The sequence below is a fragment of the Arthrobacter sp. FB24 genome (assembly GCF_000196235.1).
Lineage (GTDB): Bacteria > Actinomycetota > Actinomycetes > Actinomycetales > Micrococcaceae > Arthrobacter.
Map to the genome: position 1 here is coordinate 2,802,899 of NC_008541.1, position 12,550 is coordinate 2,815,448.

Below are 12,550 nucleotides of genomic sequence, written 5' to 3' on the forward strand. Positions count from 1 at the left end.
GCTACCCCGCCGTCGTGTGAAGGTTGCCGAGCAACATAAAACGGGTACTGCCCGTACCGGTGGTTGACGTCGTCAGCGTCACCGAATCAGTGCCCCTGACGAAACGGACCGATCGCTGGCCGTCCGCGGCGGGTGCCGGCTCGGACCAGAAACTGAGTGCGGCGAGCTTCTGCTGGAAGTGGCCTACTACTGAGTCCTGGCTGGACGCCGAGATGGCATCCGCCGTCACTTGGAGGACGGCATCCGCGGAAGATACACCTGTGGAGACCACCACGCTTCCGTCAGGGAACGGCAGCGCGGCCGCGGGGAACCCGGCGACGATTTTTCCCTGGGCGGAAGCTGTGGGCGGCAGCGGCGTACTGACCAAGGCTACCGGCGGGGATGGCAGCGGAAGCCCCGCCGGTGCCGCGGCTACGGGGGGAAGCACTTCCCGCTTCCCGGATGCTGGTGCCGCGCTTCCCGCTGACTCCTGGGTTCCGGAGGCCGGCCCGCTCCCTCCGCCTGCCTCAGATCCCGGCGCGGCGGATGTGTCGTCTTCAGTGGCCGAAGCTCCCGGCGGCAGGGTGCCGCCGCTGCCGGCCGAGGCCGGGGGGACGCTCGTTGACGGAGCGGCCGCTCCCGTGTCCGTGACTCCGGCCAGCTGATCGAACACAACAGCGGTGCCGCCCAGCACTGCCGCGACGCTCACCCCCACGATGACAAGCCTCTTCGCTATCATTGGGCCCCCGCCTCCCGTTCAGGCGTTGGAGACCAACGCGCCTGCGATTCCGGCAGCCCGGGCTGCCATGGGCACAGTCTGACACCGGAAAAGACGGCTTCGATAGAGTGGCGGTACCTGCTTTTCCCTGCCTCACCACCGGCCGTTGCGGGGACGGGGCTGGCAAACGGGGCAGGTATAGGAGGACCGGTTCATGAATTGTTCGCGCTTCATCAGGCTTACGATGCCTGCAGCGGCGCAGCGTTTGCACTCCTGGTTTTCCCTGCCGTACGCGTTAAGCGACCGGTCAAAGTACCCGGAGGCGCCGTTTACATTGACGTAGAGGGAGTCGAAGCTTGTCCCGCCGGCGGCAAGGGCGTCCAGCATCACCTCACGGGCGGCGTCGAGAACCCGCAGCGCATCGGCGCGGCGGAGTGTTTCGGTGGGCCGGGCGTAGTGGAGGCGCGCCCGCCACAGTGCCTCGTCTGCATAGATGTTGCCGATCCCGGAAACGAGTCCCTGGTCCAGCAGCGCACGTTTGAGTCCAGTCTTACGGCTCCGCAGCCGGCGGTAAAAGGAATCGAAGGAAAAATAGGGATCCAGGGGATCCCGGGCGATGTGGGACGCCTCTTCGGCAATAAACGGCTCCGGGACCTCCCCAAGGCCGCCGGGTCCGCCGTCGGCCGTTGGCACCAGCGACGTGACAAACAGACCCCCAAAGATGCGTTGGTCCACGAATCTGAGTTGTTCCGGCATGCCGTGGGCGGGGCTCAGCCGCAGGCGGACTTTTAGGTGCTTTTCATCCGGTACCACGGAATCCTGCATCAGCAGCTGGCCGCTCATTCCCAGGTGGGCCATGAGCGCCACTCGCGGCCGGGACGTGCCTGCGGCCGGAATGCCGTCAGTACCTGGCTGGACTGCTGCCGCCTCCTCCAGCGGTAGCCAGAGGAATTTTCCGCGACGCACCACATCCAGGACCCGGGAGCCTTCGAGGTTGCCGGTGAAGTCCTGGGCGCCGAGGGCGTGCCGGCGGATTGAACGCGGATCCAGGACGTCGACAGAAGTGATCGTCCTGCCGCGGACCCAGCTCACCAGGCCGCGGCGGACAACTTCGACTTCCGGCAGTTCGGGCACGGAAAGACCTAGAGGCCGGCTTCGGATTCCGCCGGAAGACCTGACGTCGCGGTAACCGACAGCTTCCGCCAGGCGTCAGCGGCAGCTTCCTGCTCGGCTTCCTTCTTGGACCGTCCGGCACCCTGTCCGTAATCGGTCCCGCCGATCCGGAGCACGGCGACAAACGTCCGCGCGTGGTCCGGGCCGGAACCTTCCACCGCATAGTAGATGCTGCCCAGCTGACGGCTGGCCGCCAGTTCCTGGATGCTGGTCTTCCAGTCGGTGCCTGCACCAAGGGCGGCGGCGTCCTGCAGCAGCGGGCCGATCAGCCGCATGACCAGTTGGCGTGCCGTCTCGATGTCGTTGGACACGTAGGTGGCTCCGATCAGCGCTTCCATGGTGTCCGCAAGGATCGAGGCCTTGTTCTTGCCGTCGGTGAGCTTTTCGCCCTGCCCGAGGTAGATGTACTCTCCGATGCCAAGGCTGCGGCCGATTCCGGCGAGTGCCCTGGTGCTGACCACAGCTGAACGCCGCTTCGCGAGGTCACCCTCAGGCAGTGCAGGGTTGTCGCGGTAGAGGGCATCCGTCACGGAAAAGCCCAGGATCGAATCACCCAGGAACTCGAGGCGCTCGTTGGTGGGTATGCCGCCGTTTTCGTAGGCATACGAACGATGTGTCAGAGCAAGACGAAGCGTCCCGGCATCAATAGAGACACCGAGACGCTTCAAAAGCTCTTCAGTTGAAGACGTCATGTTCAGCCAGTGGGCCGATTAGACGTCCGCGACCTTGCGGCCCTTGTACTCAAGGAACAGCGCAGTGCCAGCCGAGTCGGTAACGACCTTTGCCTGGTGCGGCAGGCTGTACGTAACCTGGCCGTTCTCGACGGTCTTCACCAGGTGGGGGGCGGTTGCCTTCCACTGGGAGCGGCGGGCGCGGGTATTCGAGCGAGACATTTTCCGCTTCGGGACAGCCACGGCTAACTCATTTCTCTCTAGAAAAACACTTACAAATCAATTTTGCCGGTCAGGCTTAGCCAAGTCAGCTAGGGCAGCCCAGCGAGGATCTACGACCTCGTGGTGATGCCCCGGCTCGTCTTCCAGGCGTACTCCGCATTCGGAGCAAAGGCCCTGGCAGTCTTCCCGGCACACCGGCTGGAACGGCAGCATGGTTACAACCGCGTCCCGCAACACCGGCTCAAGATCGATTAAATCGTGCTCGATTCGATATTGCTCTTCTTCGTCTTCTTCGGCGGAGAACTGGGCGTCCTCGTAGAAGAAAAGTTCTTGCACATCGACCTCGAGGTCATACGCAAGGGGATCCAGGCATCGGCCGCACTCGCCGGTTACTTCGACGTGAACAGTTCCTGATACCAGAATTCCTTCGTGTACGGCCTCCAGCCGCAGATCCAGCCCGACATCCGAGCCTTCCTGCACGCCAATGAGTGCCACACCAAGCTCGCTTGGTGCGGGTACATGTTCTTTCAGCGTCCGCATGCTCCCCGGGCTGCGCCCGAGGTCCTTGACGTCGAACGCCAAGGGCGAACTAGCATCTCGTTTAATGAGAACTCCTGTTGAACATATGACCGACGTACTATCTTAGCCTGATCTTCCGGGCGGACTCAAACCGGCTGAATGCCACACAGTTGAGCACCGCGGGACGGACAGGGATTGGGCCGCAAAACCGGCAGGGGCCGTTGCGTACCGATCAAGCCTACCCTCTGCCGGGCCGATCCTAGGACGACTCGCCCGCCAGCAGCCGTTTCAGCACCGATCGTGGCACATAATCGGACACGTTGCCGCCGAGGGTGAAGACTTCCTTAATGAGCGTGGACGACAAGTGGAGATAGTGGCCTTCGGTGGGAAGAAAGACCGTTTCCACGCCGCTCAGCTGCCGGTTCATCGTTGCCATCGGGAGCTCGTAGTCAAAGTCCGACGACGATCGAAGGCCCTTCACAATTGCGGACACACCCCGCTGCCTGCAGTATTCGGCCAGCAGGCCTTCGCCCACCGGCTCCACTACGATGCCGCGCAGGGACGCGAGGGTCTCGCGGGCCATGTCGATCCGTTCCTCCAGCGGGAAGCGGTACTTCTTGGCGTAGTTGGTGGACACCGCCACGATGACTTCGTCAAAGAGGCCTGCGGCCCTGGCGATGACTTCCAGGTGGCCATTGTGGATCGGGTCAAAGGAGCCAGGGCATACGGCGCGTCTCATGCTCCGAACCTACCGTATCCCCCAAGCGGGATAACATGACTGGATGCCCGAGTCGAACATTCCCTTCACCGTTGCAGGGGGCGTGGTGCTGGTCACCGGCGCAGCCATGGGCATGGGCCGGCTGCACGCGCTCCGCGCCGCCAGGGAAGGCGCGACTGTGGTGATCCTATGGGACGTGGATGCCGGCGGACTGGAAAGCGTTGCCCGCGAGGTGACTGCGCTCGGCGCCCGAGCCGTAGCCCGCGCCGTGGATCTCGCGGACCGTGACGCCATCGCCGAGGCCGCGCGGGAGTGCCGTGCTGAAGGCGCCCTTACCCTCCTCGTTAATAACGCGGGAATCGTGCGCGGCGCGTACTTTTGGGAGCACCGGCCGGGCCCTGACATTGCCTTGACCATGGACGTCAACGCACTGGCGCCGATGTACGTCACCCTCGCATTCCTTCCGGACATGATGGCCGACGTCGGGCGCGCCCGACGGGTCCTGAACATCGCCTCCGCCGCCGGCACGGTTTCCAACCCCAGGATGAGCGTGTATGCAGCCTCCAAATGGGCTGTAGTGGGCTGGAGTGACTCGCTGCGGCTTGAATTGGAACAGGAAGGCTACCGGCATCTGCGGGTCACCACCTTCTGTCCGAGCTACATCTCCACCGGTATGTTCGCCGGCGCCCGCGGCCCCCCTGCTCACGCCGCTCATGACTCCCGCTAACGCCGTCGACCGGGCATGGCGGGCAATGGCCGCGGGCCGCCCGCTCCTCATTGCTCCGGCGACGGCGAATCTTGGCAAAGTCCTGCGGGGGATTCTTCCCGTCCGCGTATGGGACTTCATCGGCGGTAAAGTCTTCCGGATCTACGCCGGCATGGAAAAATTCACCGGACGCGCAGAGGACGCCACCTCCAACCGACAGGCAGGCAAACAGTGAACGCAACAGCTCCGGCACCGTGGCAGCGGGCAGCGTCGGGTGCCAATCTCCTGGCAGCCAACGGAACCCTCGGGGTCACGATCTTCGAGGAGATGACCACCCTCGCGGTCCGGACCGGCGCCATCAACCTTGGCCAGGGCTTCCCCGACGAGGACGGTCCGTTGGAAATCAAGGCGGCCGCCCAGGCTGCGATTGCCTCCGGCGCCAACCAATATGCTCCCGGCAAGGGAATCCTTCCCCTCCGGGAGGCCGTATCGGCGCACCAGCAGCGGTTCTACGGGCTCACGCCGGACCCGGAGACTGAAATCATCGTCACCACGGGAGCCACCGAAGCCATTGCTGCCTCGTTGCTGGCACTCGTGGAGCACGGAGACGAGGTGCTCACGTTCGAACCCTTCTACGACTCCTACGGCGCCATGATCGGACTGGCGGAAGCCACGCATGTGACGGCTCCGCTGCTCGCTCCGGATTTCATGCCGGACATGACAGCCCTGGAAGCGGCCTTCAGCAGCCGGACCAAAGTGGTGCTGATCAATAATCCGCACAACCCCACCGGCGCGGTCTTTCCGCGTGAGGTTCTTCAGCGCGTCGTGGAACTTGCCGCCAGGCACGACGCCGTCATCATCACCGACGAGGTCTACGAGCACCTGACGTTCGGGGAACAACACATCCCGGTGGCAAGCCTGCCCGGTGCCGCCGGCAGGACCGTCACCATATCCTCCGCAGGCAAGACGTTCTCCTTCACCGGCTGGAAGATCGGCTGGCTGAGCGGACCTGAACACCTCGTGTCTGCCATCAGGACGGTGAAACAGTTCCTCAGCTACAGCTCCGGCACGCCGTTCCAGGGCGCCATCGCCGTAGGGCTCGCCCTGCCCGACGACTTTTACACCGGGATTTCCGAGACACTCCGGCGCAAGCGGGACATCCTCAGCGACGGGTTGAAGGCCGCCGGCCTGGACGTCTTCACCCCGCAAGGAACCTACTTCGTGAATGTGGACACGGCTCCCCTGGGGATCTCCGACTCCGTGGACCTGGCCCGGAGGCTTCCGGAACTGGTAGGGGTGGCCGCCATCCCGGTGCCAGTCTTCTGCCATCCCGAGGGCGCCGAACGAACCCGCAGCCTGCTCCGCTTTGCGTTCTGCAAGAAGACCGAGGTCCTCGAGGAGGCCGCATCGCGGCTCGCCACCCTCCGGGACCGGCTGTGACGATGCCTGCCCGGACCCCGGCAGGATCACGTTTCCTCCGGACCACCGGACAGCACGCCACCATCGAACCGGATGCCTTCACCGCAGGGTCCTATGTGCTGAGCATCGGCGGAGCGGAGCAGTCCCACGTAAACCTCGCCGAGCCGGTCGAAATCTTCTACGAGTACCTCCGCCGGATCGGGCACGTCGTGGATCTCGCGGCACCTGCCGGCGAGCCGGTCCACGCGCTGCATCTTGGCGCCGGGGCGCTGACGCTGGCCCGCTACATTCAGGCGACCCGCCCGGGGTCCCTACAGTACGCCGTGGAGCTCGAACGCGAGCTGCTGGACTTCGTCCTGCAGCAGTTGCCCATGCCGGACGGAACGGTTCTGCACACGCTGATCGGCGACGCACGGGACGCGCTGGCGGAACTGCCGGCGGAACTGCGTTTCGACGTCGTGATCCTGGACATTTTCTCCGGCCCGGAGGCACCGGAGCACATCGCATGTGCCGGTTTCTACGAGGAGGCTGCGGCCAGGCTGACGCCACGCGGGGTGTTGATCGTCAACGTGGGCGATGAACCGGGGCTGACCCTGGTACGGAGCCAGGTGGCAGCCATGCGCCAGGTCATGGGCGGTGTTGCCGCTTTCGCCGAGTCCGGGATGTTCGCCGGGCGGCATCCCGGAAACATTGTCCTTGCCGGCACAAGGGGTCCGTGGCCTGCGGAATGGACCGTGGAGCTGGCGGCACGCGGCCCGCACCCGGCAAAAGTACTGGCCGGCGTGGACCTCGACGCGATCTCGGACTAAGTCAGCTGCCGCCGCCCACAGGTTCGGCAAACCACAGCTTGGTTTCGCCGTATTTCTTCTCGGCAAACCGCTCCAGCGACGCAGGCCAGGACGGCTCCGGGCTGCGGGACGAGCGCTCCACCACCACGACGGCGGACTCTGCCAGGTAAGGCGACAGTTCCTCCAGTACCGCGCCCATGGCGGGCTCGTCCAGCGGATACGGCGGGTCCAGGAACACGAGGTCCCACAGTGTGCCCGGCACGGTCCTTTCCAGGAAGGACTCCACCCGGGAGCGGTGGACCGACACCGCCTTGTGACCTACGGCCCCGTTGACGAGGTCCGCGTTGCGCTGGCAAACCTCACTGGCCTTTCCGTCGAACTCCACGAGGTCCACAGTCTCCGCCCCGCGGCTGGCGCTTTCCACGCCGAGCGCGCCGGAGCCCGCATAAAGATCCAGGACGCGGGCCCCTGCCACCACATTGAAGGCCTCAAGGCGGGAGAAGAGTGCTTCCTTGACGCGGTCGGTGGTGGGACGGGTCATGGACCCGGGCACACTGACCAGCGGCATTCCCCCGCCGGCCCCGGCGATGATGCGGCTCACGCCGGATCCGTCCCGTCATGTCCCGCCACACGCCATGTCCTAGCCACGCTCAAGGAATGCCTCCTTTTCCGGGTTCAAATACTCATCGATTGCCTCCGCGAGTGCGGAATGGTCCGTCAGGCCGGGATCCGCGGCCACGATTTGTTGCGCGTCCTGGCGTGCCTTTGCAATGACGGCCTCGTGCTCCAGCACGCGCAGCAGCTTGAGCGTGGAACGTCCGCCGGACTGTGAGGCGCCGAGGATGTCGCCCTCGCGGCGCAGCTTCAGGTCCTCCTGCGACAGCTCGAATCCGTCCGTCGTGGCCGCCACGGCGTCCAGGCGGCGGCGGCTGGGATGCCCGGGCTCAAGCGTGGTCACCAGAAGGCAGGTGCCGGGCAGCCCGCCCCGGCCCACCCGTCCGCGAAGCTGGTGCAGCTGGGAGATGCCGAACCTGTCCGCATCCAGGATCACCATCAGTGTGGCGTTGTGGACGTCAACACCCACCTCGATCACGGTGGTGGACACCAGCAACTTGGTTTCATTCGCCGTGAAGGATGCCATCGTTGCGGATTTCAGGACGGGATCCTGCCTGCCGTGCAGCGGCGCCAGCGGAACGCCGGCCAGCGCGGGTTCATCCTGCAGGTGTTCGACGACTGAAGTGACGGATGCGAGCTCGCGGGCCGGGCCGTCACCTTCCAGGTCCGCCGCCGAAGGCTCCGCTTCCCCGGGGCTGAAGTCGCCGTCGTCGTCTTCTCCGATCTTGGGGCACACGACGTAGACCTGGTGCCCGGCGTCGATCTCTTCCCGGGACCGGGACCAGATACGTCCGGCCCAGCCGGGGTTTTCGGCGAGGCCAACAACATGCGTGGAAATGGGGGCACGGCCCGCGGGGAGTTCGTCCAGCACTGATGTTTCGAGATCGCCGAACACGGTCATGGCGACGGTCCTGGGAATGGGCGTGGCAGTCATGACGAGCAGGTGGGGCGGCTTGCTGGCTTTCGCACGCAGGGCGTCGCGCTGCTCCACCCCGAAGCGGTGCTGTTCATCCACAACGATCAGGCCGAGGTCGTAGAACGAGACATTGTCGCTCAGCAGGGCGTGCGTCCCGATCACGATCCCGGCAGTGCCCGACGCGGCATCCAGCATGGCCTGTTTGCGGGCAGCAGTGGGCATCGATCCGGTAAGCATCGTGACCTGCACTGTGTCGGGACCTGATCCGCCCAGCAGGCCGTCCCGGGACAACGGGCCCAGGGTCCTGCGGATGGATTCGAAGTGCTGCGCGGCCAGGACTTCCGTGGGCGCCAATAGGGCGGCCTGACCCCCGGCGTCAACCACCTGGAGCATTGCGCGCAGGGCGACGATGGTCTTGCCTGACCCCACCTCGCCCTGGAGGAGCCGGTTCATGGGGCTGTCCTGCGAAAGCTCCTCCGCAAGTGTTTTCCCGACGGCGGACTGGCCGGCCGTGAGCGTAAAGGGCAGCTGGCGGTCGAACGCGGTCAGGATTCCGTCGGTGACAGGCCGGCGGGCCGTGGCCTCCTCGGCGGCCAGCTGGGCGCGGCGCCGCGCGAGGGCAGCCTGCAGGACCAGGGCCTCCTGGTACCTGAAGCGGTCCCTGGCCCGCTGCCAGTCGCCGGGCACCTCCGGGGTATGGATCAGCCGGTAGGCCTCCGGAGCCGGCAGGAACTTCTCCCGGGCCGAGACCCCGGCCGGCACCGGATCGTCCAGGACATCCAGGTCGACGGTGTCCAGGAGGGTGGAGATGACTTTCTGGATGGACCAGCTGGTGAGCTTGGCCGTTGCCGGGTAGACCGGGATGGGCATGGCGGCGAGCTTCTCCGGGTCCATGCCCGGGGTGTCCGGGTCCTCGTCCAGCAGCAGGAAGTCAGGGTTGGTGAGACTCAAGCTGCCGCCGTACCTGGTGACCTTGCCCGAGAACATCGCCCTGCGCCCCGGGAGCAGCTCCGCTTTGGCCCGGTAGCCGTTGAAGAAGCTCACCTTCAGGGTGCCGGGCACGCCGGCGCCGGGAAGCCTGCCGGCGCTTCCGTGGCTGTTGTGGTTCGTCGCGGAATCGTCCGTAATCACGACGTCGGTCAGTGTGCCGCGGCGCGCCCGCATTGCCCTGGTGCTGTTGGACACGACGCGCGCGATCAGGGTGACCTCTTCGTCCAGCGGCACCTCGCTGATGGGGGTCAGCTCACCCCGGCTGAGGTACCGGCGCGGAAAATAGTTGAGCAGGCCGCCGACGGTGGTGATGCCCAGGTGTTTCTCAATGACGGCTGCGGACCGTTTGCCAATGCGGCGTTCCAGGCCCAGTTCCAGCTCAGTGTTCATGTCCGTCGGGGTCCCGCGGCAGGGCGAGCTGGCTGACCGAAATGTCCGTGGGTTCGCCGAGTGAGCCGATGAGCGCCACAGCCGGTTCCGGGGCCGGCACGTGGACGTGCACTCGCCAGCGGTACTTTCCGTCGCCGTCGATTGCACCGCCAACCTGGCTCATGATCACCGAATCGCCCATTTCGTCCAGCCGTTGCCGCAGGGTGGCCGCATCCAGGGGAGAAAGTTTGATGGTGCACATGACTTCCACGCCGTCGTCGTCGGGCATGTCTGCATGAATGTGGGGGTCCTGGACGTTGTAACCGTGCAGGCCGTCCAGCATGTCGCCTTGGAGTTCTTCGCCGAGCACCGCGGAACGCAGGCAGTCAAGGATCAAGAGCATCCCGACGCCGCCGGCGTCCACGACATGGGCCTCGTGCAGGGCTGCCAACTGGTCTTCGGTGCGGACCACCGCTTCGAGGGCTGCCTCCACCGCAGCGTCCAGGGCCAGTCCCAGGACGTGATTGCTGTCGTCGCCGTTCTGCTCGGCATCCACTCCGGCGGCGGCACGCGCGGCCGCCTCCATGACCGAGAGCATGGTTCCCGGAACGGGATCGCTCAACGCCGACCACGCCCGGATCTGGGCGCGGTTGAGCGCGGCTGCGAGCAGCGGCGAGCTCAGGCGGGTATGACCGGCCAACGGCTCCGCAGCGGCGCACAGGAACACGGCGAACAATGTGCCGGAATTGCCGCGTGCCTGCTCCATCGCAGCCTGGCCGGCGCTTGCGAGGACGGCCCCGACATCCTGCTGGCCCGGGGGCCCCCCGGACTGCGGCGCGAATTCGGGGTCCGATGACGTGGCGGGGCTGTGGAGGGCCTGTGCAGCTGCACGGACCGTCAGGTAGAGGTTGGTGCCGGTATCGCCGTCCGCCACAGGGAAAATATTGATGGCGTTGAGGCGGTCGCTGTGGTTCCCGAGGACTGTTTCGGCCTTGCCCAACCACCGCTTCATCGCTTGCGCGTTGGCGGCAATCTTAGTCTGCAAAGTGATCCCATCCCACAGTGTCCGCGGGCCGGCCCGCTATCGTCACGCCAGTGCTTTCCATTGGTGCAAGGGCTTCTACTGAGCCTATCGCAGCGAAACCCGGAGGCAGCTGAACGTCCGCCGGGAATGTGGCAAGAAGTCCATGATCTTCCCCTCCGCCGAGCACCCAGACCATGGGGTCGCCGTCCACCGCGTCCGCGACAGCGGCCAAAGGCTCTGCGAGCTGCTTCAGGGCGTCGGGATCAAGGTCCAGGACCACGCCGCTGGCGGCGGCCAGGCGGTTGCCGTCGCGGATCAGTCCGTCGGAAACATCCATCATGGCCGAGGCGCCTGCCGCGAGTGCGGACGGCCCGGCATCCAGCGGCGGCAGCGGCCGGCATTGCCTGTCCATAATGGTCCGCTGCTCCGGCGTTAACCGTTCAACATCCAATGCCGACTCCAGCAGGGCAAGGCCCGCCGCCGCGAGCCCCAGCGTTCCGGCCAGCGCGACGGTGTCCCCGGGACGGGCCCCGGAGCGCAATACCGGCTCCCGCCCGTCCAGGGTGCCCAGGATGGCCACGGTCACGGCCAGTTCGCGGCCCCGGCCCAGGTCCCCGCCGGCCACGGAACATCCAGCGGCGCCAAGGCCGCTGATGGCGTGGGACAGCCCGTCCGCGAAATCCTCAACCCAGGAAACCGGCGTCTCCGGAGGCAGGGTCAGGCTCACCACCATGGACACGGACCGCGCACCCATGGCGTTGATGTCGCTCAGGTTCTGCGCCGCGGCCTTCCAGCCGACGTCGAAGCCGGTGGTCCGGTACCCGTTTCGCCACACCAGCCGGAAATCCTGGTCCTGGACCTGAGTGTCAATGCTGACCACGGTCCGGCCGTCCGGGGCTGCCACAATGGCGGCGTCATCCCCGGGTCCCAGCAGGAGCGCCGTGCCCTCGGCTGGACCTTTGTTCAGGCGCGGAAAGATCCTGGCGAGGAGCTCGGATTCGGAAAGTCCGTCAACGGTGAGGTGAGATTCAGGCACACCACTACGCTACAGTCAGGGACCGACATCCGTTCGCGGGGTCCTGTCCACAAGGTCCTGATGGGCCCCTGCCGGCATGGCGGGAAGCGGGGGCAGAGCGGACGAACGGCGTCCGGCCGGCTGCCCGGAGCGGGATAGGCTTAAACAATGCACCTGCTCCGCACCCCGGTTTCCACCCGTTCGCTTCGCCTGCCGGCAACGGCTGCAGCAGTGGTGCTGGCCCTCAGCGCATGCGCACCGGTGGTGGACGTCGCGCCGGCCAAGGATGCGGCCAACCCTGCCTGTGCACCCATGATGGTGGCACTTCCGGACACGATGGGTGACGCGGCCCTGCGGAAGACCAACAGCCAGGCAACCGCCGCCTGGGGCGATCCGTCCAAAGTCATCCTGCGGTGCGGAGTCAACGTTCCCGGTCCGACCACAGACCGTTGCGTCAGTGTCAACGGCATCGACTGGGTCATCAAGGAGGGCGACCCCGTCTGGACACTGACCACCTTCGGCCGCGAACCGGCCACGGAGATCGTCATGGACCCGGATCAAATCAGTTCCGCAACCGTGCTGGCCGAACTGTCCGCCGCGGCCGGGAAGATCAAGGCCACCAGGAACTGCGTGGGCCAGGAAGAGCTGCAGAACCTGCCCACCGGACAATAGGACCCACGCGTCCCGGCCGCCGGCCTGCAATAGCGC

The 12,550-nt window shown here is 65.9% G+C and carries 15 protein-coding genes; 5 read left to right on the forward strand and 10 right to left on the reverse strand.

The genetic code is table 11. From position 1 onward, the window contains the following. Nucleotide 1: 1 nt before the first annotated feature. The 6 genes from ARTH_RS12670 to coaD form a co-directional block, all read right to left on the reverse strand. A complete protein-coding gene (locus tag ARTH_RS12670; RefSeq protein WP_011692341.1) occupies nt 2–718 on the reverse strand; it encodes a hypothetical protein in 717 nt (238 codons plus the stop codon). 132 nt (nt 719–850) lie between these two features. After that, on the reverse strand, nt 851–1,831 hold the full coding sequence (mutM, locus tag ARTH_RS12675; RefSeq protein ID WP_011692342.1) for a bifunctional DNA-formamidopyrimidine glycosylase/DNA-(apurinic or apyrimidinic site) lyase: 981 nt from the start codon (nt 1,829–1,831) through the stop codon (nt 851–853). An 8-nt stretch (nt 1,832–1,839) separates the two neighbouring features. Beyond that, nucleotides 1,840–2,562: a ribonuclease III gene (gene rnc / locus ARTH_RS12680; protein ID WP_011692343.1), complete on the reverse strand. Its 723-nt coding sequence runs from the start codon at nt 2,560–2,562 to the stop codon at nt 1,840–1,842. Nucleotides 2,563–2,580: 18 nt separating this feature from the next. Next, complete coding sequence (gene rpmF, locus ARTH_RS12685) at nt 2,581–2,784, reverse strand: 50S ribosomal protein L32 (protein WP_009356569.1); 204 nt, start codon at nt 2,782–2,784, stop codon at nt 2,581–2,583. A gap of 36 nt (nt 2,785–2,820) precedes the next feature. Next, a complete protein-coding gene (locus tag ARTH_RS23540) occupies nt 2,821–3,345 on the reverse strand; it encodes a YceD family protein (RefSeq protein ID WP_011692344.1) in 525 nt (174 codons plus the stop codon). Nucleotides 3,346–3,541: 196 nt separating this feature from the next. Next, the gene (gene coaD, locus ARTH_RS12700) at nt 3,542–4,021 is read right to left on the reverse strand and encodes a pantetheine-phosphate adenylyltransferase (protein ID WP_011692345.1); all 480 of its coding nucleotides are present in this window, start codon (nt 4,019–4,021) and stop codon (nt 3,542–3,544) included. Nucleotides 4,022–4,064: 43 nt separating this feature from the next. On the opposite strand from coaD, the gene ARTH_RS12705 reads away from it, so the two are divergent. Genes ARTH_RS12705 through ARTH_RS12715 form a run of 4 tightly spaced genes read left to right on the forward strand, consistent with a single transcriptional unit; the run spans nt 4,065 to nt 6,934 of the window. Then, nucleotides 4,065–4,727 carry an SDR family NAD(P)-dependent oxidoreductase gene (locus ARTH_RS12705; protein ID WP_011692346.1) on the forward strand — a complete coding sequence of 221 codons (663 nt, stop codon included), beginning with the start codon at nt 4,065–4,067 and terminating at the stop codon, nt 4,725–4,727. After that, on the forward strand, nt 4,714–4,941 hold the full coding sequence (locus ARTH_RS24480) for a hypothetical protein (RefSeq protein WP_011692347.1): 228 nt from the start codon (nt 4,714–4,716) through the stop codon (nt 4,939–4,941). Before ARTH_RS12705 ends, ARTH_RS24480 begins: the two co-directional genes overlap by 14 nt. After that, nucleotides 4,938–6,146 carry an aminotransferase class I/II-fold pyridoxal phosphate-dependent enzyme gene (locus tag ARTH_RS12710; protein WP_011692348.1) on the forward strand — a complete coding sequence of 403 codons (1,209 nt, stop codon included), beginning with the start codon at nt 4,938–4,940 and terminating at the stop codon, nt 6,144–6,146. Before ARTH_RS24480 ends, ARTH_RS12710 begins: the two co-directional genes overlap by 4 nt. Nucleotides 6,147–6,148: 2 nt before the next feature. Beyond that, complete coding sequence (locus ARTH_RS12715; RefSeq protein ID WP_011692349.1) at nt 6,149–6,934, forward strand: spermidine synthase; 786 nt, start codon at nt 6,149–6,151, stop codon at nt 6,932–6,934. Nucleotide 6,935: 1 nt separating this feature from the next. On the opposite strand, the gene rsmD is transcribed toward ARTH_RS12715, so the two are convergent. From rsmD to ARTH_RS12735, 4 genes are read right to left on the reverse strand one after another with little or no spacing between them, the layout of a single operon-like run. Next, nucleotides 6,936–7,514: a 16S rRNA (guanine(966)-N(2))-methyltransferase RsmD gene (gene rsmD, locus ARTH_RS12720; protein WP_011692350.1), complete on the reverse strand. Its 579-nt coding sequence runs from the start codon at nt 7,512–7,514 to the stop codon at nt 6,936–6,938. Between the two features lie 39 nt (nt 7,515–7,553). Further along, the gene (locus ARTH_RS12725) at nt 7,554–9,824 is read right to left on the reverse strand and encodes an ATP-dependent DNA helicase RecG (RefSeq protein ID WP_011692351.1); all 2,271 of its coding nucleotides are present in this window, start codon (nt 9,822–9,824) and stop codon (nt 7,554–7,556) included. Then, nucleotides 9,814–10,815, reverse strand: a complete 1,002-nt coding sequence (locus ARTH_RS12730) for a DAK2 domain-containing protein (RefSeq protein WP_043430791.1) — start codon at nt 10,813–10,815, stop codon at nt 9,814–9,816. The genes ARTH_RS12725 and ARTH_RS12730 overlap by 11 nt, the downstream gene beginning before the upstream one ends. A gap of 22 nt (nt 10,816–10,837) precedes the next feature. Continuing rightward, the gene (locus ARTH_RS12735; protein WP_011692353.1) at nt 10,838–11,863 is read right to left on the reverse strand and encodes a thiamine-phosphate kinase; all 1,026 of its coding nucleotides are present in this window, start codon (nt 11,861–11,863) and stop codon (nt 10,838–10,840) included. Between the two features lie 147 nt (nt 11,864–12,010). On the opposite strand from ARTH_RS12735, the gene ARTH_RS12740 reads away from it, so the two are divergent. Then, nucleotides 12,011–12,514 carry a DUF3515 domain-containing protein gene (locus tag ARTH_RS12740; RefSeq protein ID WP_011692354.1) on the forward strand — a complete coding sequence of 168 codons (504 nt, stop codon included), beginning with the start codon at nt 12,011–12,013 and terminating at the stop codon, nt 12,512–12,514. The last annotated feature ends 36 nt before the right edge of the window (nt 12,515–12,550 follow it).